The following is a 23,319-nucleotide window of genomic DNA, read 5'->3' as shown; positions in this document are numbered from 1 at the left end:
AAAAATAGGGCGCATAACGCCCATTATCTATGCAAGTTATCGATAAAGATCAACAAAAACAGTTATATTCGGACCATTTGAATCATGGGCAATTCTAGCTATGTGATAATATTTAGCACCACCATCGATAGCTCGTTTACCTGCCTGATAAGAGATTTCTTGATCAGTAACGTAGTATCCTTTAAATTTTATTGTATCAAATGCAACCATTTTAGCGGCGGTTGCATCATTTAATTCTTGGATTTTTCGTCCATCAGGTAGTGTGACAGTGTAACGAGTAACGCGTTGAGGTTCTACAACAGAAGTTGTTTCAGATGAAGATGCATTTGTCGTTACAGTTGATGTCGTTTTATTATTAGGTTCATCAATAACTTTGACTTTATTATTAAATTTATCTGCATAAAACTTTTCATTAAAAGCAGAAGGGGAATAATAGCCTGGTTTTTCAACTTGCATTGCTGCATCACCACCTTGAGCAAGAGCTTGTTGCCCAGCTTCTGAATCATATGGAATAGCATCTTCTGGTTGAAGTTTACGTTCAGGTGCATCTTTCTTAAATAAATAAGCTGCAACTTGTATATTACTCCCCAATTCAGAACGTGAATCGATATAATAGGCATAGGCTCCTTTTAATGATGCTTCTTTAGCAACAGCTCGGTTTATATCATATTCACTAGGGAAATATCCACGAATACGAACAATATTAAAAGGTTCTAAACGGATTGCTTTAGACTTTGGATATTCATATACACCTTCAAATTTGCGCAAGTTTTCAGTTTGTTCTTCTGCTTTTGGGGCATCAGCTTTATATAATTTAGCGTAAACAATGCGCAAAGTATCATTAGAAGGACTAATATTAGTTGTAGTTATAAAAAAAGAAGATGCACCTTCTTTATCAGCGGCTTTTGACATAGCCAAAACATAATCACTATCAGTATAAAATGCACCACGAATAGTTATGCTTTTAAATGATTGTAAATCTTTAGCTTGTTGTTCTGTTAGTTGTTGAGCTGCAAACGAAAAAAGGGGGACTAAAGCCATAGTTCCTGCAATAAATGTTTTCTTTAAGCTTGTCATATATTAAGACCCTACAATAAATTATTGTGATTATTTTAGCATAACTAAATTTAATTACCTAAACTCATTAAAGCATTTAAATCTTTAATAAATATGCATTTTCCTTTAGCAGATAAAATATTTTGTTCTTGAAGTTTTGATAAACTCCTGCTAACTGTTTCGATGGTTAGACCTAAATAGTTAGCAATATCAGCCCGACTCATCATGAGCTTTATATTTAATGAAGTGTGCCCTCGTTGTTCATAACGTCGATAAAGCGAATATATAAAAGTTGCTAGTCTTTCATCAGCTTTTTTCTGTGAATAACATAATACCAATTTTTGATAATCATAAATATCAGAACTGAGTAAATTAAGAACCATGTCTCTAACATTTTTTTGAGTATCAACTAATGACATTAATTCTTCATAATGAAGTTCGCAAACATGCGTATTAGTAAGAGATTGAATATTATTATTATATATTTTAGTGGAAATTGAATCTAAACCAACAATATCACCAGGTAAAAAGAAACCATTAATTTGTTGATAATTGTCAGGCGTTGTCACGAAAGTTTTTAATGCACCAGAATGAATAATATAGAATTTTGTAAATGGTGTATTTGCTTTAACTATAATTTCATTTTTGGCATAAGACACTTTTCGATCTAATATGTTATCTAACTTATTATTGAGTAACATGGGAATACAAAGAGAGCCGATACTGCATAATTCACATGGAACTGAATAACTTTTCGAACGTAAGGTCTTAAAAATATTTTGCATATTAATAGAAAAATATAATCATAATTTATTAGATGATTAGGTTATCATACTTTATAAATAAAACAAAAATTACTAACTATATTATTATTTAATAACAGTGAAATAAATAACAAATTAATTCGCAATATTATACGTTATTTAACATAATATACATTATTTTAACATGTTGATTTTATTTGTTTTATTGGTTTTTTGTTTATTTATAGGTTGATTATAGAGTTGGTGGATTTGGCAGTCTAAATTTAAATTGACGGCAGATTTTGTTGGTTGTATCTACAGAATTCACGTACGTTTATCGTGGTTCGCATAATGTATATTATGTTAAATAACGTATAATATTGCGAATTAATTTGTTATTTATTTCATTGCTATCATTGGTTATTAAATATTTTTAACTTTTAGTTATTAAAATAAAATCACTTCCAAGAAGTGGCATTTTTAAAATATGTTTTTTGATTTTTCCCCAAACTTGCATTTCACAAGCTTTACAGTTGAATTTTAATAATAATTCCTCATTATTTTGAACCAATTTCATTGGTGTTACTTTACTTTTCACCCCTTGAATACCTTTAGCTTGCTTTGGGCATAAATTAAATGCAAAACGTAAGCAATGTTTGGTTGTCATTAATGGTGCATCTTCTTTAACCTCATGCGCTTCATAAGCACTTTCAATTAATTCTACACCATGCTGCATATAAAATTCTCTTGCCTTATGATTATAAACGTTGGCCAAAAAGCTCAGATGATTTTCAGGATAAATTGGGGCTGGTTCTTGTTTTGGTTTACGCTTTTGAGGTTGGTAATTTTCTAATCTTGCTATAGTTAATTTAGCTATAGTATCTCTTCTAAGTTGATTTAACTGACTACTTGGAATAAAATGGATTTTGGTTAAATTCACTTCAAAATCAACTAAATAATAGATGGTTTTTCCTAATTTTGATAAACTATCTTTAATGTTTTTTAGTGATTTATCTGGTTGTTCTGCAAGTTCAAACAAACCATTTAGTTCTACATTAACGCAAATACCCTCTTCACTTTTGGCTATTAATTCAATACCGCTTTCAGTATTATTTAATATAAATGATACACCAATACGACGAATACTTGATTCTTTTAATAAATTTTGTTGCCAGATATGATCAAGGTTTCGATTTACCAAATAAGGTAATTTAACAGATAAAAGTGGTTCAGGAAGTTCATTTGGATAAATTCGATATTGATTGACTGAAAGTTTTTCAACTTTATCAGCTCTAAAACCAAAAATTTCCCGTTTTATAAGTACATTCAAACCATCACCATTAGATAATGTATTTCCTGATTTGATTTCAATAGATTTAGGTGTAACCTTGGTAATTTCACCAACTTGCAAACCAATAAATTTAGGCGAATCAAATGCACCAATATTAGGCTTTCTACCATTAATAAAATAATCTGTACTGCCTCGATGAAATGTTCGATTAGGATCTGGCGTAAAAAAATGTTCCGTTTTACCGCTTGAAGATGGAAATAGCTCTGGTGATTCAGATAAAATCTTGTCTAACTTTTGACGATAAAATGCAGTTATATTTTTAACATAAGTTATATCTTTATAACGCCCTTCTATTTTGAACGATCTTACACCTACTTGAATTAATTTTTGCAGATTGTCAGATTGATTATTATCTTTCATTGATAACAAATGTTTTTCATAAGCAACAATTCGCCCTTGATCATCTTTTAAAGTAAAAGGAAGACGACAAGCTTGGGAACAATCTCCTCGATTTGCACTACGTCCTGTTTGTGCATGAGAAATATAGCATTGTCCTGAAAAAGCAACACAAAGTGCTCCATGAATAAAAAACTCTATTTTTGCATCAATTTGTTTATTAATTTGGGCTATTTCATTTAAATTTAGTTCACGCGCTAATACAATTTGTGAAAATCCCACATCAGATAAAAACTTGGCTTTTTCGAGGGTTCTGATATCCATTTGAGTGCTAGCATGTAAATCAATAGGGGGAATATCCATACTTAAAATTCCCATATCTTGTACAATTAATGCATCCACACCCGCATCATAAAATTGCCATATCAATTGTCTTGCCAGTTCAAGTTCATTATCGTGAAGTATGGTATTTAAGGTTACAAAAACTTTTGCATAATAACGATGAGCAAACTCAACTAACTGGGCAATATCACATACTGAATTACTAGCATTATGTCTAGCACCAAAGTTTGGTCCACCAATGTATACAGCATCAGCACCATGTAATATAGCTTGCTTTGCTATTTCGATATTTTTGGCAGGGCTAAGTAATTCTAATTTATTATTGGTGATACGATATGACATTATGAACTCTTTGAAATATAACTAATTGGTAGCTTGTTCTTTATTTTACAAGCATTATTTATTCAATAATGCTTGTATTTTCTAATCATTAACTTTGGTAAGTTTGGTTTCGTAAAGCTTCTATACGTTTTTCTAATGGTGGATGAGACATAAACAATTCAGAAAATTTTGCTTTTTTCGCACCATTAATACAGAATGCTAAAATTGAAGTATCTTCAATTGGTTCATGGCTAGTTTTTAGTTTTTCTAACGCAGCAATCATCTTTGTGCTGCCTACTAATTTAGCCGAACCAGCATCGGCGTGAAATTCTCGATAACGAGAAAACCACATGGCTATTAAACTAGCTAAAATACCAAATACTGTTTCAAACACCATGACTATCACGAAATACGCTAGTTGTGATAAACCACGATTACGGTCATCTAATGCTTGAGCTACAACAGAGGCTAAAATTCGTGAAATAAAAATAACAAAAGTATTAAGTACACCTTGTAATAAAGTCATTGTGACCATATCACCATTAGCTATATGACTCATTTCATGACCAATTACTGCTTCAGCCTCATCTTGGGTCATAGTATTTAATAAGCCAGAACTAACGGCAACAAGTGAGCTATTTTTAGTTGCACCTGTAGCAAAAGCATTAACATCGTGGGCGTGATAGATAGCTACATCTGGTATTTTTATATTAAGTTCTGTTGATAAGCGACGGACAATGTCAAGCAACCACTGTTCTTGACTATTACTCGGTTGAGTAATGATCTCTCCCCCTACTGACCGTAAAGCCATTCGCTTAGATAACAGAAGAGATATGAAAGAACCTCCAAAACCAAATATTGCTGCAAAAATAAGTAAACCTAGAGTACTATGTGAATCAACGCCTAAGATACTTAGAATGATTCCAAATACAAACATAACTGCTAAGTTAGTTAGAATAAATAATCCAACTCGCATCATAATTTTTCTCTCTTTTGGTATAGTAATTTAAAATAATTAAATCGTAATACTACGATATAAAATATATTTTATATATGATCTCAAAAATAAATTCCAGATACAACTATCAATGTAGGTATATTTTATGATGAATTAATATTTACGTACTAAATACAATATAAATAGTTAGATAAAAATTAAATAATGATATGGAGGAAACTCTATCAGCCACATCCCACACACATATTTTTTACTTTGGCTGCTTCCTTCCGGACCTGACCTGATGAGCAAAAAAATGTTGCAAGAGGACCCATAGAGTCTCCATAGAGAGAGTCGATATTATGCTTTAATTTAAAAATTAATACAACATTTTTTATAAAAAAACTAGCCTTTCTATTGTTGTTTTAACAAAAGAAAGGCAATTACATTGAGAGTATAAAAAAATTTATAAACCTAGATAACTAGATTTTTTTCTACACGTTCTCTAAACTTGATTCCAGGTCTAAATGTGACAACGCGACGAGCTGAAATATCTACACTTTCACCTGTTTTAGGATTACGTCCAGGACGTGAATTTTTATCGCGCACAGCAAAATTACCAAATCCAGATAATTTTACTGGCTCTCCTTTTTCTAAAGCCACACGAATCTCTTCAAAAAAGAGTTCAACAAGGACTTTAGCTTCTTGGCGATCAATGTTAAATTTTTCGGCAAGACGATCTGCTATATCTGCTTTAGTTAATGTCATATTATTATTCTCTTAATAGGGCTTTAAAACGATTTTGTAAAGCAATAACGCACTTGCTTACAATGTTTGTTATATCTTCTTCTTCAAGTGTACGAGATTTATCTTGCAAAATCAAACTAATAGCAAGGCTTTTTTGATCTTGTTTGATATTTTCACCTTGATACACATCAAAAAGATTAACTTTAACAAGTTGCTCACCACCAGCCTTTTTACATTCTGAAATAATGTCTGCTGCTGGTACCGTATTCGAAACAATAATTGCAATATCTCGTTTATTCGACGGATATTTGGATAAGTCCTGAGCAACAGGTATCTTTTTTTCACTAATTTTAGCTAAATTTATTTCAAAAACAAGCGTTTTACTATTTAAAGATAATTTTTTTTCAATTTCTGGATGTAAGACACCAAAATAACCTATTAACTCCCCATTTAAATAAATTACAGCACTTTGTCCTGGGTGTAAGGTTGATAATTGAGATTTTTTAAACAATACATTATCAGCACATCCCAAAAGAGACAAAATTAACTCAATATCACCTTTGAGATCGTAAAAATCCACGTTCTTTTTTGGAAGTCCCCAATGTTCTTCGTATAAATTTCCTGAAACAATGCCAGATAACATTAATTCTTGACGTACACCAAATTCACATTTTTCATCAGGTATAAAACGTAAGCCAGTCTCAAATAATCGGATACGTGTTTGCTGACGGTTTTGATTATATAAAACTGCATCCAATAATCCAGACCATAGCGACAACCGCATAACCGACATTTCACTTGAAATAGGATTCGGTAATGTTATTTCAGCTTGTTCTGGGTGAAGAATTTGTTGAATTTTGGGATCAACAAAGCTGTATGTTACTGCTTCTTGATATCCCCTATCAACCAATAGATCTTTTATTCTTCGTAGTGATATTTTGTTTTCTGGTTTAGGTTTCATCACTGATTCAATCTTTAGATTGGCATTTGGAATATTGTTATATCCATAAATACGTGCAATCTCCTCAACTAAATCCTCTTCAATTTGTAAATCAAACCGCCAACTTGGTGATTTAACAATCCAAACATTATTATTATATTCAACTTGACAACCAAGTCTGTTTAAAATATCACTAATTTTTTGCGTTTCGATTTGATAACCAATGATACGATCAATTTTATTGCGGTGTAACTCAATAGTTGCTTGTGTAGGAAGCTCATTTTGATTTGTGACATCAATAATTGGACCTACTTCACCACCACAAATCTCAATTAATAATTGGCTAGCTCTTTCCATTGCAGCAAATTGTAAAGCAGGATCAACACCTCGTTCATAACGGTGTGAAGCATCCGTATGTAAACCATACTCACGAGCTTTTCCTATTATTGCTAATGGATTAAAAAATGCTGATTCAAGAAATACATCTTTAGTAGATTGAGTTACACCTGATTTTTCTCCTCCCATAATTCCTGCTAATGCTAAGATTTTTTGGTGATCAGCAATAACTAAGGTTTTATCATTAAGTTTAACTTCATTACCATTGAGTAAAACTAGTTTTTCATTTTCTTTAGCATAACGAACAATGATACCTTTTTCTATTTGATCCAAATCGAAAGCATGCATTGGATGACCTAGTTCTAATAACACATAGTTAGTAATATCAACAACGGCATCAATTGAACGAATTCCGCCTCTACGCAATTTTTCTTTCATCCAAAGAGGTGTTGTTGCATTAACATTAATATTTTTTATAACTCTACCTAAATAACGTGGTGCGGCTTTGGGGGCATTGACCTCAATTGGTAAAATATTGGTAATCGTTGCAGGTACATTGTCTACTTTTAGTTCTTTCATAACTATATTGTTAACTGCAGAAATATCTCTAGCAATACCAATAATACCAAAACAATCTGAACGGTTTGGAGTTACACTAATATCAATTATTACATCATTAAGATTTAAATATTCGCGAATATCCATACCTAAAGGCGCATCATCAGGTAATTCAATAATTCCATTATGATCATCAGAAATACCCAACTCGGAATAAGAACAAAGCATCCCTTCTGAAGGTTCTCCTCGCAGTTTGGCTGCTTTAATTTTAAAATCACCAGGTAATATAGCTCCGACTGTGGCACAAGCAACAGTTAATCCTTGACGGCAATTTGGCGCTCCACAGACAATATCAAGTAATTCTGATTTACCTATATCAACTTTCGTAACACGTAATTTATCTGCATTAGGATGCTGCATACATTCAACGACTTTGCCAACAACCACTCCTGAAAAATCACCAGCAACCTTTTCAATATCATCAACTTCTAAACCAGCCATTGTTAATTGTTCGGCTAGCGTTTCGCTACTAATTTCTGGATTGATCCATTCACGTAGCCAACTTTCACTAAATTTCATGTTTTGATCTCCAGAATTAATTAAATTGTTTTAAAAAGCGTAAATCATTTTCAAAGAAAGAACGTAAATCAGTGACACCGTAACGTAACATGGTTAACCGCTCTATTCCCATACCAAACGCAAAACCGCTATATACTTCCGGATCAATACCAACATTACGTAATACATTGGGGTGAACCATTCCACAACCTAATACTTCTAGCCATTTACCATTTTTAGCCTTTATGTCAACTTCGGCGGAAGGTTCGGTAAATGGGAAATAACCAGGTCTAAAACGTATTTCCATGTCATCTTCAAAAAAACAATGCAGAAAATCGTGCAATAGTCCTTTTAAATGAGTAAAACTGATATCTTTATCAACAAGCAAACCTTCCATTTGATGGAACATTGGCGTGTGAGTTTGATCATAATCATTACGATAAGTTCGCCCTGGAGCAATGATTCGAATTGGTGGTTTTTGATTTTCCATTGTACGAATTTGTACGGTTGAAGTTTGTGTTCTTAATAATCGTTTTGCATCAAACCAAAATGTATCGTGATCAGCACGAGCAGGATGATGAGCAGGAATATTTAGTGCATCAAAATTATGGTAGTCATCTTCAATTTCTGGCCCAGTTTCAACAATAAAACCTAATTCACCAAAAAAATCGACTAAGCGATTAATTGTTTTGGTAACGGGATGTAATCCACCTAATTCAAGCGTTTTTCCTGGTAAAGTAATATCTATCGTTTCATTTGCCAACTTTGCATCGAGAGCTTGACGCTCTAAAAGATTGCGTTTTTGATTTAATATTTCAACAACTTTTTGTTTTGCATCATTTATTTTTTGTCCTACAGCTGGACGTTCATCGGCAGGAACATCACGCAATGAAGCCATTTGTATTGTAAAATGGCCTTTTTTACCAAAAAACTCTACCCGAATTTGTTCGATCGTATTAATGTCATTAGCACTTTCAATAGCGGATTTGGCTTTATTTACCAGTTCAACTAATTGAGACATACAGTTCTCCTGCTTATTTGTTCATTATATAAAAAAAGCCTCTTTTTGAGGCTTTTATAATCATCTTTTACTTTTTTTTTGCCTCGTTAATTAGCATTACTAAAAAAGCCAAAAAAGAAATAAAAAATAACTAAGTTCATAATTGAATAACTCTTTATAATAAAAATCAAAATTTTAAAATTATAAAAGCCGAGATAACTCGGCTCTTATGACGCTATTACAGTGCTGCTTTTGCTTTTTCAACTAATGCAGCAAACGCATTTTTATCAAATACCGCAATATCAGCAAGGATCTTACGATCAATCTCAATAGAAGCTTTCTTTAAACCATTAATAAAACGGCTATATGAAAGACCACATTGGCGTGCTGCAGCATTGATACGAACAATCCATAATTGACGGAATTGACGTTTACGTTGACGACGGTCACGGTAAGCATATTGTCCTGCTTTGATTACAGCTTGGAAAGCAACACGATATACACGTGAACGAGCACCATAATAACCTTTTGCTTGTTTTAAAATTTTCTTGTGACGTGCACGAGCAATAACACCACGTTTAACACGAGCCATAAACTATATCCTCTAAATAAATTAACCAATGAATTAAGCGTATGGAACACACGCAGTAACTAAACCTAAATCGCCTTTTGACACAGTTGTCAAACCACGTAAATGACGTTTACGTTTGGTTGATTTCTTAGTTAAGATATGACTTTTATTAGCTTGCTTATGCTTAAAGCCACCAGAAGCTGTTTTTTTAAAGCGCTTTGCTGCGCCTCTTACAGTTTTAATTTTAGGCATTTTATTAATTTCCACTTCGCATTGTTAATAAAAATAAAATAATGGTGTAAGTTTTAATAAATTAAAAGTTAGCTTGTAAAACCATTATTTTTTCTTTGGCGCAAGTACCATTATCATTTGACGACCTTCGATCTTAGTTGGATAAGATTCAATGATAGCCAAATCAGCTAGGTCCTCTTTAATGCGATCTAGCATTTCAGAACCCAACTGTTGGTGAGCCATTTCACGACCACGAAAACGTAACGTGACTTTAGCTTTATCGCCATCTTCAAGAAAGCGAATCAGGCTGCGGAGTTTTACCTGATAATCGCCTTCATCTGTACCAGGTCGGAATTTAATTTCCTTAACCTGAACAACCTTTTGCTTTTTCTTTTGCTCTTTTGTTGCTTTACTCTTTTCATAGAGGAATTTGCCATAATCCATAATTCGACAAACAGGTGGCTCTGCATTAGGGCTTATTTCAACTAAATCAAGAGTTGCTTCTTCCGCTTGTTTTAAAGCTTCGTCTAAGCTTACAATACCGAGCTGCTCACCATCGACGCCGGTTAACCTCACCTCGCGAGCAGTAATTTCATCGTTAATTTTATGCGCGCGTGTTGACTGAATTCGTTTACTGACTTTAATATCTCATTCCTCCAAATTAATTTATCATTAATTCATTTGTTCTAATGAACGACTATGAATTTCGTTAAGCAACAATTCTATAACATGTTTCACTTCAAAGCTACCAAGATCTTTACCTTGGCGCGTTCGAACTGAAATAGTACCCGATTCCATTTCTTTATCTCCACAGACAAACATATATGGAACTCGTTTCAATGTATGCTCGCGAATTTTAAACCCAATTTTCTCATTTCTCAAGTCCGCTTTTGCTCTAATACCAACTTTTTGTAATTGTTCGGATAATTGTTTGGCATATTCGGCTTGATTATCAGTAATATTGATCACAACAACTTGTAGTGGAGAAAGCCATGTAGGGAAAAAACCAGCACAGTTTTCAGTCAATATACCCATAAAACGTTCCATTGATCCTAAAATAGCTCTATGAATCATAACAGGGGTATGACGTTCATTATCCTCACCAACATAAGTCGCATCCAAACGTTCAGGTAACATAAAATCAAGCTGAACTGTACCACACTGCCATGCACGACCTAAACAGTCGTGTAATGTAAACTCAATTTTTGGCCCATAAAAAGCCCCTTCACCTGGTAGATATTCAAATTTGATACCATTTTCAGTTAAACATTCAGCTAAATCTTTTTCTGCTAAATCCCATGTTTCATCTTTACCAATTCTCTTTTCAGGGCGAGTCGACAGTTTGACCGTAATATCGGTAAAACCAAAAGTACTATAAGTATCATAAACCATTTTGATACAACTATTCACTTCACTGCGAATTTGACTTTCAGTACAAAAAATATGGGCATCATCTTGAGTAAAACCACGAACCCGCATTAGGCCATGTAAAGATCCTGAAGGCTCATTTCGATGACAACTACCAAATTCTGCCATACGTAATGGTAAATCACGATAAGATTTTAACCCTTGATTAAAAATCTGTACATGTCCTGGGCAGTTCATTGGTTTAATGCAATATTCGCGGTTTTCTGAAGATGTTACAAACATTAATTCTTTGTAGTTACCCCAATGTCCTGTTTTTTCCCACAAAATACGATCCATCATAAATGGACCTTTCACTTCTTGATAATCATATTCCTTTAACTTTGTACGAACAAAAACCTCTAGTTCACGGAAAATTATCCAACCATCATTATGCCAAAACACCATGCCAGGTGCTTCTTCTTGCATATGATAAAGATCAAGCTGTTTACCTATTTTACGATGATCTCGTTTAGCGGCTTCTTCAAGAAATTGTAAATAACTATCCAGTTGTTTTTTGTCTGCCCATGCAGTTCCATAAATGCGTTGTAACATTTTATTATCACTGTCACCACGCCAATAAGCACCAGCGACTTTTTGTAATTTAAAATGATGGCAAAAACGCATATTTGGTACATGCGGTCCACGACACATATCAATATACTCTTCATGATGATAAAGTGCTGGCGTTGCATCCTTAGGGATATTTTCATCTAAAATTGCAATTTTATAAGGTTCATGACGATTCCAAAAAATTTCTCTTGCTTGTTCCCAACTAACAATTTCTTTTTTTACATCGTAGTTTTTCTTTGCAAGCTCAAGCATACGCCTTTCTAATGCATCAATATCTTCCTGCGTTAATGAATGTTCTAAATCGACATCATAATAAAAACCATTGTCAATAGTTGGACCAATTGCCATTTGTACATCAGGCCATAATTGTTTAATAGCATGCCCTAGTAAATGCGCACAAGAATGACGAATAATTTCAAGCCCATCATCATCTTTAGCTGTAATAATAGCTAAAGATGCATCTTCAGTAATGACATCACAAGCATCTTTACGTTCACCATTTACACGTCCAGCTATACAAGCTTTTGCTAGCCCCGCACCTATACTTTGTGCGACTTCTAAAATGGTAACAGGTTTATCAAATTGACGTTGACTTCCGTCAGGAAGAGTAATTATTGGCATAATAAATCCTTAAACAGTGGTGCGCCACACGAAAGCGCACTTGCATACATAAAAAATAGATCGAGTATATTATCACTTATCATCAAGATTTTAAATAAAAAAATCATTTCAATACCGTTCTAAATAAATTTAGAAACGTAAAGTAAAATATATAGTTACTTGAAACATTTTACAAATATAGAAATTACTCACGTTGCTTATATTTATTTAAGAAATGGCTAAGTTGGTAACGTAATTCTATACTTGATTTTTATGCTCCTAATGAAATATTTACGCAACCGTTCATTTTTTATGATTGTTTTTCTTGTAAAAAATATTCAGAAATCCATACCGTTTGGCAATTAAGAAACAGAAAAGAGTGATATGTACTTTTAATTGAGATATGGCATAATCAAAAGATATTTAGTAACTCAAAAAATAGAAAGCAAAAACACAAAAAATTTATTCACTTTTATAATACTGGTAAACCATATAAATCCGTTTTTGGAATAATATTTTATGCGTTTTTAGTGGATTATTTTAACCATGAATGGAATATGAGTAGAGTGTTTTTTATACATATTAATGATACATAATTACTATGAATATTTGGATTGATGCAGATGCATGCCCTGCCCCAATTAAAGAAATTTTATATCGAGTAGCTAATCGCAAAGCGGTTAATACAACATTAGTTGCTAACCAGCGGTTAACTATCCCTTTTTCACCTTACATTAGAGCTTTACAAGTAGAAAAAGGATTCGATATTGCTGATAATAAAATTATTGAATTAGTTAAAATAAACGATTTAGTTATTACATCTGACATTCCACTTGCTGCAGATGTTTTAAATAAAGGTGCTTTTGTGCTTACGCCTCGAGGGGAAAAATATACGCTTGATACAATAAAAGAACGATTAACCATACGCGATTTTATGGAAACCATGCGTGCCAGTGGAATACAGTCTAAAGGGCCAACTACGTTTGCCAGCAGAGACCGACAAAAATTTGCAAATCAGCTTGATATATTACTTAATCAAATATCCAAAAAAATTTAACTATTTTATTACACAATTTTTTAAAAATTGACAAAACTAAAGTTTTAAAAATAGTTCTCTGCTTTTAAAAGGTTTTGTGCCAACATAAGGTTTCAACGCCATTCGGGTAAAACGCTTAGCGGCTTTTAGTGTATCTTCATTATTAAATTGACGTTTTCCTAAAGCCAGAACCTGTTCACCAGTAAAACTAGTACTATTTTGTAATAAACTACTCATAAAACCTTTTTCAAATTGATATTGATAATGCATAGATTCAAAAACATCATCACCAGTAACATAACAATGAAAAAAATCAACATGATAACCTAAGTTTTCTAACAATGATAATTCAAATGCTCGCAATACATTTTCTGCAGGTATTTGTTGAGCTAATTGCTGTAAACTTTTTAAATAGTCATCAAAAAGAGTAGGAATTTCAGTTTCCGCAACTAAAACTCGATGTAATAACTCATTTAAATAAAATGCACTATATAAGAAAACAGAAACCAACGGCAATGCAAGAGATATAGCTTCAACTTTCCTCAACGTTTTGATGTTTCCTTGCCCTGAATATTGAACAATTAATGGCGTAAAAGGTTGCAGTATCCCTTTCAATGAAGAACTCTTACGTCTAGCACCTTTTGCCAAAACAGTGACTTTACCTATATTTTCAACAAACAGATCGGCTAATAAACTACTTTCTGTATAAGAACGAGTATGTAGTATAAATGCTCTTTGCCAATTTTCCATTCATAATGCCTTTTAATTACATCACGTTTTTTTATTAATAATTGTATTTGACCAAAATTTAAATCATTCTATGAAATTTTCACCTGAAATTTACCGAAAGATCCGATATAATCAATGCAAACAATAGGATTATAGGATAAATAAAAGACAAGCTATGGAACTTTTTTCAATAATTTTACTTCTAGTATTAATTGTATCACTTTCTGGTGTCGTTGTTAAAATGTTACCAATTCAAATTCCACTGCCTCTGATGCAAATATTATTAGGTTGCATATTGGCTGCATTTAACGTTTATGTGGAATTTGATCCTAAATTATTTCTTGTTTTATTTATTCCTCCTTTACTTTTTGCTGATGGACGCAAAACATCGGTAAAGGACTTCATCTATAATGGTAGAGAAATTGTTGGACTAGCTCTAGTATTAGTTGTTATCTCCATTATTGCATTAGGTTATATTCTTCATTGGATATTGCCAAAAGTTGAATTAGCAGCAGGATTAGCTCTAGCGGCTGTACTATCTCCAACTGATGCCGTAGCATTAAGTGGTATTGTCGGTAAAGGCCGTATTGAAAAAGAAAAGATGGAAATCATTGAAGGAGAGGCTTTAATGAACGATGCTTCTGGCCTTGTTTCATTAAATTTTGCCATTGCAATCGCAGCCGGATTATTGCAGTTTGATCTATTACAAATTAGTGTTACATTTTTTGTTGTTGCGATTGGTGGTTTAGCGATTGGTGTTATATTTACTTGGTTATATGCTCGTATCTTACGTAAAATAAATCAATTGACCCACAATGATCCTGCAATTCAAATTGTACTATTATTCCTACTTCCTTTCGCAGCTTATATTATTGCAGAAGAATGTCATTGCTCAGGTATTTTAGCTGCAGTAAGTGCAGGTATGACCGTAAATCATTCTGGTATGATGCGAAATGCACCATTAACTACACGTTTACAATCAGATAGCACTTGGTCAATGTTAACTTTTGTGTTTAATGGATTTGTCTTTGTCTTATTAGGTATTCAGTTACCAAAAATTTTGAGTAATACCTTTACCGAAAACCAAACCGATACATCAATTGAAGTATGGCAATTATGTTTAATTGTTATATTTGTTTTTGCAGTATTAATGGGAACACGCTTTGCTTGGTTATGGGCGATGAAACATATGCCAACAATGCCATTTGGAACAAAACGACCTCTTGCATTTAGATCATATTCCAATCGAGATCTACTTATTTCAACATTTGCTGGGGTTCGAGGTGCTATTACTTTAGCTGGTGTATTATCTATTCCAATGACAATTGCCGGTCGATATCAACTTGTTTTTATTGCAACAGGAATCATTCTAATTTCGTTAATTGTAGCAGTAATCGTCTTACCTATTTTATTACGAGGTAGTGTTATTTTAGATAACTCAGAACAAGATAATGAAATTTTGACAGTGAAAGGTCATATGGCCGAAGAGGCAATTATTAGCCTAGAAAAAATGCAAAATAATTTACTCCAAGAAACAGCTGAAGACAGAATGGATCAAGAAATTATTCATGAAGTTGGATCACGTGTTATTGGCTCATTACGACGTAGAACGGGACTTAAAGATTTAGAACAGAAAGCACTTGAGGCAGAAAATTTAGAAAGACGTATGCGTTTAGTCGCTATAGGTGCAGAACGAACAGCCCTTTTACAAATGAAAGTTCGTAATGAAGTTAGTGAAGAGGTTTTTGAGCATTTAAATACTGACTTAGATATTTATGAAAAAATGATTTCTGGAGATGTATAAATGATAGAAAATCATCAGTTTCTAGGAAAGATACATTCAGCATTTGTGAATAAAGCCCCACAAGCATTGGGGCTTACTTTACGTTGTATTCCATTTAACTTAAAAAAACAGGTTATTGAGCAATTATTACAATTACAATTTAAACATTCTCTAGAAGATGGCGATCTTGATTTTTTAGAAAACCGTTGGCTTAAAATAGCAGTTACCGATCTAGGACTTATCTGGTTTGTTAGCCTAATCAACAATAAATTAGTTGTGAGTCGAGAAGAAATTCCCGATGTGAGTTTTATTGGTAATGCTAATGATTTAATTATGATAGCAACCAGACGACAAGATCCTGATACCCTATTTTTTCAACGTCGCTTAATTGTTGAAGGAGATACTGAATTAGGTCTTTACGTTAAAAATCTAATGGATTCAATAGAATTAGATAACATGCCTAAATTTTTAAGACTAACGCTTGAAAAGCTTGCAAACATCATTGAAAGCGCACCTACCAATTAATTTAAAAAGATCTTCTCTGATTTAACATTTAGATAAGATCTTATCGGTACTATATCTGTAATAAAAAATCTAATATAGTAAAATAATTACGAGCAAAGAAGCACAATGAAAAATAACCAAGAACAGCCAAGTTTTTACTTTCATGATTATGAAACCTTTGGTGTCAACCCAGCTCTAGACAGACCTGTTCAATTTGCCGGAGTTCGAACTGATGAAGATTTTAATATTATTGAAGAACCATTGGTTATATATTGTTCACAATCTCAAGATTACCTGCCAAATCCTGAAGCAGCATTAATTACAGGAATTACCCCCCAAGAAGCAAACCAAAAAGGCCTTTGTGAAGCGGAATTTACTCGTTTAATCCATCAAGCATTTAGTGTGCCCAATACATGTATTTTAGGTTACAACAATATTCGCTTTGATGATGAAGTAACGCGAAATATTTTGTATCGCAATTTTTATGATCCTTATGCCTATAGTTGGAAAAACGGAAATTCCAGATGGGACCTTCTTGATGTCGTTCGTGCTTGTTATGCACTTAGGCCAGAAGGTATTAATTGGCCAATAAATAATGAAGACCAGCCAAGCTTTCGCTTAGAACATTTATCAAAGGCGAATAACATTGAACATGAACATGCGCATGATGCTATGTCTGATGTTTATGCAACTATAGCAATAGCCAAATTAATAAAAGAAAAACAACCTAAGCTTTTCAATTATTTTTTTACATTACGCAATAAAAATAGAGTTGCAGAACTTATTAATACCGTCAACATGACACCTATTGTTCACGTATCAGGCATGCTTGGTAACTATCGTGGCAATATGTCATTAGTTTGCCCAATTGCTTGGCATCCATTACAAAATAACGCAGTGATTGTTTGTGACTTAATGGGTGATATTGATTCAATTATTGATTTACCTGTAGAAAAGATTAAAGAAAAGCTCTATACCAAAACAGAAAATCTTGAGTTTAATGAATCACGAATTCCTTTAAAGTTAATTCATATTAATAAATGTCCTATTGTTGCTCCAATAAAAACATTATTATCACAAAATAGCAAAAGGTTTAATATTGATGTAGATCTTTGTTTAATCAAGCAACAAAAATTATTCCAGCATCAAAAAACACTACAAAATAAAATGGCAGAATTATTTGCAATAAATGAAAATTACTCTACCCATCCTGATGTTGATGCCCAAATATATAATGGATTTTTAAATAAACAAGACAGTTTACGTTGCGAAACAATTCGAACAACACCTGCTAATTTATTAGATACTTTATCATTAACATTTGATGATTCTCGCTTAGCCCCTCTATTTTTCAGATACAAAGCACGAAATTATCCACAAACATTAACTGAACAAGAACAACTAATATGGCTAGATCATTGCCGTGACAAACTTAATACATTAAAAGTACAAGATTATTTATTAACATTAGAACAACTTACTGAAAAGTATATTCAGCACCCCAAAAAACTAGCAATAATTAAACAGCTTTATAACTATTGTCATTATTTAGTTGGATAATTAATTTTAGCGAGCGTATGATATAAACAAATATATTTCATCCTAACCATAGGGATAATCATCATAATTAAAGATTAAGATAATTAGCATTTATATTATGAAACATTTTTTAGCCAAGCACGCCACAATTAAACATCGACTATATTCTTTATACTATACTACTTTTAGTTATGGTCGAGGTCTTCTTGTTTTAACACTTTGTTTATGGGTAGGTAATATAATCTCTAAATTATTACCAATAATAATTCCAGGTAGTATTATTGGATTGTTAATTTTATTTTTTTTACTGGCTTTTCAATTAATACCCACTTATTGGATAAAAAATAGTTGTAATCTTTTTATGCGCTACATGACATTACTTTTTGTTCCTGCAGCGATGGGGATTATGGATAATTATTCACTTTTATTGCAAAATTGGGTACCAATTATATTTGGCAGTGTTGGCGGTACTCTAATTGTGCTGCTTTTTACTGCTTTTTTAACAGAACATTTCCATAAAACAGTAAATAAAGATCCAACTGTACCACCAAAAAATGAGGATAATCAGCCATGATATGGATGTTACCATTAACGCTTTGTGTTTTTCTCATTGTTCGAAAAATGTCATTTAAAATAAAAAATCCATTATTTAATCCTTTAGTGATTACAGTTATTGTTTTAATTCCAATTTTACTAATAACCAAAACAAATTACACTCAATATGTTAATAATGTGAAAATTATTAATGACTTATTACCTTATTCTGTTGTTGCCCTTGCCTACCCTTTATATGAACTTATTCCACAGATCAAAGCTAGATGGAAATCAATAATGATTATTACGCTAACAGCTTCACTTGCATCAATGATAACCGGAGTTTGCATTGTATTTTGGCTAGGTGGAAATAACGAAATTGCCGCATCAGTATTACCAAAATCAGTCACTACAGCTATTGCGGTAACAATTGCAAGTAACCAAGGTGGAGTTCCATCTATAGCAGCATTATGTGTAATACTTGTTGGAATACTTGGCGGTATATTTGGACACCAGATATTAAATCTAGTAAAAATAAAATCGGCTCCAGCAAGAGGATTATCCATTGGCGCTGTTTCACACGCAGTCGGTACTGCGCGTTGCATTGAGATGGACTATAATGAAGGAGCATATAGTTCATTATCATTAGTTTTATGTGGTATTATAACGTCATTGACAGCTCCGTTTTTATTTCCAATAATGGTTTTTATTTTTAACTGGTTTTAGCATGAAATTTAAAAAAATTATTGCTTATATTGCTAGCTTCTGTTTTTTTTTGATGGCAGTAATTGTCAGTTTAGATTATTGGATTAGTTATAAAACAGCACCTTATATCTACCATGATGAAAATAAACTTCCCTATAGAGAGATTGGTGTTGTACTTGGTACATCAAAATATGTTCGCAACGGTGTTATAAATGGGTTTTACCAAAATCGAATTAATGGAGCAATTGAGCTTTATTGGCAAGGTAAAGTTAATTATCTTTTACTTAGTGGAGATAACGCTCTTTTGAGCTACAACGAACCCATTACAATGAAAAAAGATTTAATAAAGGCTGGTATCCCTAGTGACTCAATTGTTTTAGATTATGCAGGTTTTAGAACCCTTGATTCAGTTGTTCGGGCCAATAAAGTATTTGATGCGAATGATTTTACCATCATCACTCAAGAGTTTCATTGCGAAAGAGCAATTTTCATTGCGCTTGCTCAAGGTATACAAGCACAATGCTTTGCAGTACCTTCCCCTAAAAGCATGAAGTTAGTTCGAATCCGAGAAATGTTTGCGCGAGTTAGTGCTTTTATTGATCTTTATATTCTAAAAAAAGAACCTAAATATCTTGGTCCTGTTATTCCAATCCTATCCAATTCTCAATAACTATTATTAATAATAAAAATTTTGTCGAAAAGTTTCAGGAAAGCTATGACTTTTGTATAAGAACAAAATAAAAACGCAATAGTCTAATAAATTAGATTGCATTTTTATGCAAAAAAAAGTAATATTTAGTCAAATTTATCGTTATACAAAATATTTAATTAACAATGAACATTGAATTAAGTCATATTAACTGCTTTTATGGTGAGCATCAGGCATTAAATGATGTTTCACTCTGCTATCCACTAGGTGAAACTATTGTATTACTAGGTCAAAGTGGAGCAGGTAAAAGCTCTTTATTAAAAGTATTTAATTTACTTGAAATTCCAACATCAGGCAGCATGACTATTGCTAACTCATATTTTGATTTTTCAAAAAAAATCAATGAATCAAAAGTTAGATTATTAAGAAAACATGTTGGTATGGTTTTTCAAAATTATAATTTGTGGCCGCACTTAACCGTACTAGAAAATTTGATTGAAGCACCTTGCCAAGTATTAAAACTATCAAAAAAAGAAGCAAGTGATAAAGCAATGGCTATATTAGAAAGGCTACAAATTAATGATATGTCTCATCGTTACCCTCTCCACCTTTCTGGTGGACAACAACAACGTGTTGCAATAGCTAGAGCATTAATGATGGAGCCAAAAATCTTATTATTTGATGAGCCAACAGCGGCATTAGATCCGGCTATTACTTCACAAGTTGCTGAAATTATTAATGAACTATCGCAGACAGGTATTACGCAAATTATTGTTACTCATGAAGTCGATTTTGCTCGCAAGGTTGCTTCACAAGTAATTTATATGGAACAAGGTAAAATTATAGAGCAAGGGCAACTTGAATGTTTTACTCATCCTAAAACTGAAGAATTTAAAGCTTATTTGTCACATTAATTAAAATAAAATTGGGTGGATATATGAAAAAAACATTACTCGCTATTTTTCTTGCAGGCACAGCCTTTGTTGCTCAAGCAACAGAAACATTAACCATTGGCACAGAAGCAACTTATGCGCCTTTTGAATTTACCAATGAAAAAAATGAAATTATTGGGTTTGATATTGATGTGATTAATAAAATTTGCGAAGACATCAAAGCCTCTTGCAAAATTGTTAATCAATCTTTTGATGGCTTAATTCCAAGCTTAAAAACACGTCGAATTGATGCAGCAATAGCGGGAATTGATGTGACACCTGAGCGTCAAAAACAAGTTGATTTTACAAAAATTTATTATGATGATAGTTCAATCCAGTTTGTTACTTTAAAAGATACCTTAACTAGCCTTGATCAACTAAAAGGCAAACGTGTTGGTATTCAAAAAGGAACAACTTATCCAAAATACCTAAGTGAAAAATACCCTGATGTTAAACAAGTCAGTTACGATAGCTATCAATTTGCTTTTTTAGATTTAAAAGCAAAACGAATTGATGCCATAGTTTCAAGCTCAATTGTTGCTGGTGAATGGCTAGGTAAAGAGTCTGATATTGTACCATTAGCTGACAAAATCACCGATCACGAATTTTTTGGTGAAGGCTTAGGTATAGCAGTACGCAAAGGTAATGATCAATTGTTGAATCAATTTAACCAAGCTCTTGATAAACTAAAAGCAAATGGTGAATTAGACGCTATTTATAAAAAATGGTTTAACAAATAGTTATTAAATAGCAAAAATCGACGTCATTATGATCTCGCCGCATACTTTGCGGCGAGTTTATTTTTTATTAAACAATGTTAATTTAACAACGGTTTTCTTATGTCAGACTTTCTAACAAATAAAATAAATTGGATTCTATCTTTGATGGATGGATATATATTGCCACTAGCACAAGCGACATCAATTACATTATCATTAGCTTTAGTATCATTAGTGGTAGGCATATTTTTTGCCTTTATTTTTACGCTATTAGAATTATCTCCAATTAAACCAGTTGCATGGTTAATGTCACTTTTTAATTTAACGATTCGAGCTTTACCTGAACTATTAATTGTTGTCGCTATTTATAACGGATTACCGTTGTTACTCATATTATTAAATGATGGTTTTACAATTAACCTTTACTTTACCTCATTAACAATACAGCTAGACATTCAAAATTTTAATATTAACCCTTTTTTATGTGGCGTTGCTGCACTTTCCCTTTTATATGCAGTTTATGCCTCACAAACACTGCGTGGTGCATTTAAAGCGATTTCAAATGGACAGTGGCAAGCAGCCCAAGTACTTGGACTTAGCAAATCACGCATATTTTTTCGTATAATAATGCCTCAAATGTGGCGTCATGCATTACCGGGATTAAGTAATCAATGGCTGATTTTATTAAAAGATACAGCACTTGTATCGGCTATTGCCATTAATGATTTAATGATGCAAACAAAAGCAATTATAGCTCGAACAAATCAACCTTTTTTATGGTATTTTATTGCAATGATTATCTATTTAATCATCTCAATTTTAAGTCAAAAAGTTATATCACGAATTGAAAAACGTTCAACCTATTTTGAACAACCAACATCAGCAAAAAATTAGTAAGGTCTTATTATGTTTGATACTTTTATTTATTACCTTAAAATCATACTTCAAGGTCTGCCTAATACATTAAGCTTAGGAATTTTAGGAATTTTATCGGCTGGATTGCTCGCAATCATCTTTTCATGTTTATTGTCACTAAATTCGTATGCTTTAACTAAAGCTATTCGTACATATATTATTTTATTTACGGGTTCCCCACTACTTGTACAACTATTTTTAATTTATTATGGGCCACCACAATTTAGTGATACATTAAGCAAAGTCCCCGTACTTTATGAACTTATCTCATCACCTTGGTTTTGTGCTTATCTAGCATTAACACTCAACAGTGCCGCCTATACAACTCAAATTTTTTATGGTTCATTAAAGGCCTTACCTAAAGGACAGTGGCAAGCTTGTGAAGCACTTGGTATGGATAAAAAACAAACATTAAAAGTTATTTTACCTTATGCATTAAAACGAGCTCTTTCGACTTACTCTAATGAGGTAGTCTTTGTTGTAAAAGGTACGGCATTAGCATCAATGATTCCCGTGATGGACATTATGGGATATAGCAACAAATTAAATGGTGATTATTATGATTTTTTTATTTTTGTTGTTGCAGGCTTAGTTTACCTCTTGATAAATGGCTTACTTAGCACCATTATGAGGATCATAGAGAAAAGAGCCCTCACCTTCGAAAACTAAT

General features: G+C 32.6%; 23 protein-coding genes and 1 other RNA gene. 11 read left to right on the top strand and 13 right to left on the bottom strand.

Annotation, left to right across the window (positions count from 1 at the left end; all coding sequences use genetic code 11):
• Nucleotides 1–36: 36 nt before the first annotated feature.
• The 12 genes from GQ596_RS01315 to thrS all read right to left on the bottom strand — a co-directional run bounded on the left by GQ596_RS01315 (nt 37) and on the right by thrS (nt 12,625).
• Nucleotides 37–1,077, bottom strand: coding sequence for a YdgH/BhsA/McbA-like domain containing protein (locus tag GQ596_RS01315; protein ID WP_160399882.1), 1,041 nt, complete (start codon nt 1,075–1,077; stop codon nt 37–39).
• Nucleotides 1,078–1,127: 50 nt separating this feature from the next.
• Complete coding sequence (locus tag GQ596_RS01310) at nt 1,128–1,841, bottom strand: helix-turn-helix domain-containing protein (RefSeq protein WP_160399881.1); 714 nt, start codon at nt 1,839–1,841, stop codon at nt 1,128–1,130.
• Nucleotides 1,842–2,232: 391 nt separating this feature from the next.
• Complete coding sequence (locus GQ596_RS01305; protein WP_160399880.1) at nt 2,233–4,170, bottom strand: U32 family peptidase; 1,938 nt, start codon at nt 4,168–4,170, stop codon at nt 2,233–2,235.
• Nucleotides 4,171–4,258: 88 nt separating this feature from the next.
• On the bottom strand, nt 4,259–5,128 hold the full coding sequence (htpX, locus tag GQ596_RS01300) for a protease HtpX (RefSeq protein ID WP_160399879.1): 870 nt from the start codon (nt 5,126–5,128) through the stop codon (nt 4,259–4,261).
• 198 nt (nt 5,129–5,326) lie between these two features.
• An RNA gene (gene ffs / locus GQ596_RS01295) (signal recognition particle sRNA small type) lies at nt 5,327–5,422 on the bottom strand.
• Nucleotides 5,423–5,560: 138 nt separating this feature from the next.
• The gene (locus GQ596_RS01290; protein ID WP_065637551.1) at nt 5,561–5,854 is read right to left on the bottom strand and encodes an integration host factor subunit alpha; all 294 of its coding nucleotides are present in this window, start codon (nt 5,852–5,854) and stop codon (nt 5,561–5,563) included.
• 4 nt (nt 5,855–5,858) lie between these two features.
• On the bottom strand, nt 5,859–8,246 hold the full coding sequence (gene pheT / locus GQ596_RS01285) for a phenylalanine--tRNA ligase subunit beta (protein WP_160399878.1): 2,388 nt from the start codon (nt 8,244–8,246) through the stop codon (nt 5,859–5,861).
• A gap of 16 nt (nt 8,247–8,262) precedes the next feature.
• Complete coding sequence (gene pheS, locus GQ596_RS01280; protein WP_160399877.1) at nt 8,263–9,246, bottom strand: phenylalanine--tRNA ligase subunit alpha; 984 nt, start codon at nt 9,244–9,246, stop codon at nt 8,263–8,265.
• Between the two features lie 217 nt (nt 9,247–9,463).
• Nucleotides 9,464–9,817, bottom strand: coding sequence for a 50S ribosomal protein L20 (gene rplT / locus GQ596_RS01275; protein WP_024496189.1), 354 nt, complete (start codon nt 9,815–9,817; stop codon nt 9,464–9,466).
• Nucleotides 9,818–9,850: 33 nt separating this feature from the next.
• A complete protein-coding gene (gene rpmI, locus GQ596_RS01270) occupies nt 9,851–10,048 on the bottom strand; it encodes a 50S ribosomal protein L35 (RefSeq protein WP_025315575.1) in 198 nt (65 codons plus the stop codon).
• Between the two features lie 84 nt (nt 10,049–10,132).
• Nucleotides 10,133–10,672: a translation initiation factor IF-3 gene (gene infC / locus GQ596_RS01265; RefSeq protein ID WP_065587350.1), complete on the bottom strand. Its 540-nt coding sequence runs from the start codon at nt 10,670–10,672 to the stop codon at nt 10,133–10,135.
• A 27-nt stretch (nt 10,673–10,699) separates the two neighbouring features.
• Nucleotides 10,700–12,625, bottom strand: coding sequence for a threonine--tRNA ligase (gene thrS / locus GQ596_RS01260; RefSeq protein WP_160399876.1), 1,926 nt, complete (start codon nt 12,623–12,625; stop codon nt 10,700–10,702).
• 580 nt (nt 12,626–13,205) lie between these two features.
• Between thrS and GQ596_RS01255 the strand changes: the two genes are divergently transcribed.
• Nucleotides 13,206–13,661: a YaiI/YqxD family protein gene (locus tag GQ596_RS01255; protein ID WP_160399875.1), complete on the top strand. Its 456-nt coding sequence runs from the start codon at nt 13,206–13,208 to the stop codon at nt 13,659–13,661.
• Nucleotides 13,662–13,697: 36 nt separating this feature from the next.
• On the opposite strand, the gene recO is transcribed toward GQ596_RS01255, so the two are convergent.
• Complete coding sequence (recO, locus tag GQ596_RS01250) at nt 13,698–14,390, bottom strand: DNA repair protein RecO (protein ID WP_160399874.1); 693 nt, start codon at nt 14,388–14,390, stop codon at nt 13,698–13,700.
• A gap of 154 nt (nt 14,391–14,544) precedes the next feature.
• On the opposite strand from recO, the gene GQ596_RS01245 reads away from it, so the two are divergent.
• The 10 genes from GQ596_RS01245 to artM all read left to right on the top strand — a co-directional run bounded on the left by GQ596_RS01245 (nt 14,545) and on the right by artM (nt 23,318).
• Nucleotides 14,545–16,173 carry a Na+/H+ antiporter gene (locus GQ596_RS01245; protein ID WP_160399873.1) on the top strand — a complete coding sequence of 543 codons (1,629 nt, stop codon included), beginning with the start codon at nt 14,545–14,547 and terminating at the stop codon, nt 16,171–16,173.
• Complete coding sequence (locus GQ596_RS01240) at nt 16,174–16,677, top strand: SCP2 domain-containing protein (protein WP_160399872.1); 504 nt, start codon at nt 16,174–16,176, stop codon at nt 16,675–16,677.
• A 105-nt stretch (nt 16,678–16,782) separates the two neighbouring features.
• The gene (gene sbcB / locus GQ596_RS01235; RefSeq protein ID WP_160399871.1) at nt 16,783–18,216 is read left to right on the top strand and encodes an exodeoxyribonuclease I; all 1,434 of its coding nucleotides are present in this window, start codon (nt 16,783–16,785) and stop codon (nt 18,214–18,216) included.
• A 97-nt stretch (nt 18,217–18,313) separates the two neighbouring features.
• Nucleotides 18,314–18,769 carry a CidA/LrgA family protein gene (locus GQ596_RS01230; protein ID WP_160399870.1) on the top strand — a complete coding sequence of 152 codons (456 nt, stop codon included), beginning with the start codon at nt 18,314–18,316 and terminating at the stop codon, nt 18,767–18,769.
• Nucleotides 18,766–19,455 carry a CidB/LrgB family autolysis modulator gene (locus tag GQ596_RS01225; RefSeq protein ID WP_160399869.1) on the top strand — a complete coding sequence of 230 codons (690 nt, stop codon included), beginning with the start codon at nt 18,766–18,768 and terminating at the stop codon, nt 19,453–19,455. The genes GQ596_RS01230 and GQ596_RS01225 overlap by 4 nt, the downstream gene beginning before the upstream one ends.
• Before the next feature lie 52 nt (nt 19,456–19,507).
• Nucleotides 19,508–20,104, top strand: a complete 597-nt coding sequence (locus GQ596_RS01220; protein ID WP_202113716.1) for an ElyC/SanA/YdcF family protein — start codon at nt 19,508–19,510, stop codon at nt 20,102–20,104.
• Between the two features lie 164 nt (nt 20,105–20,268).
• The gene (gene artP, locus GQ596_RS01215) at nt 20,269–20,997 is read left to right on the top strand and encodes an arginine ABC transporter ATP-binding protein ArtP (RefSeq protein ID WP_160399867.1); all 729 of its coding nucleotides are present in this window, start codon (nt 20,269–20,271) and stop codon (nt 20,995–20,997) included.
• Nucleotides 20,998–21,020: 23 nt separating this feature from the next.
• Nucleotides 21,021–21,755 carry a transporter substrate-binding domain-containing protein gene (locus tag GQ596_RS01210; protein ID WP_160399866.1) on the top strand — a complete coding sequence of 245 codons (735 nt, stop codon included), beginning with the start codon at nt 21,021–21,023 and terminating at the stop codon, nt 21,753–21,755.
• A 144-nt stretch (nt 21,756–21,899) separates the two neighbouring features.
• A complete protein-coding gene (gene artQ / locus GQ596_RS01205; protein ID WP_160399955.1) occupies nt 21,900–22,628 on the top strand; it encodes an arginine ABC transporter permease ArtQ in 729 nt (242 codons plus the stop codon).
• Nucleotides 22,629–22,640: 12 nt separating this feature from the next.
• On the top strand, nt 22,641–23,318 hold the full coding sequence (artM, locus tag GQ596_RS01200; protein ID WP_160399865.1) for an arginine ABC transporter permease ArtM: 678 nt from the start codon (nt 22,641–22,643) through the stop codon (nt 23,316–23,318).
• The last annotated feature ends 1 nt before the right edge of the window (nt 23,319 follow it).

Source organism: Gilliamella sp. Pra-s60, assembly GCF_009795755.1.
In the GTDB taxonomy this organism is placed as follows: Bacteria; Pseudomonadota; Gammaproteobacteria; order Enterobacterales; family Orbaceae; genus Gilliamella.
This window is presented reverse-complemented; position numbering and strand designations above follow the sequence as displayed.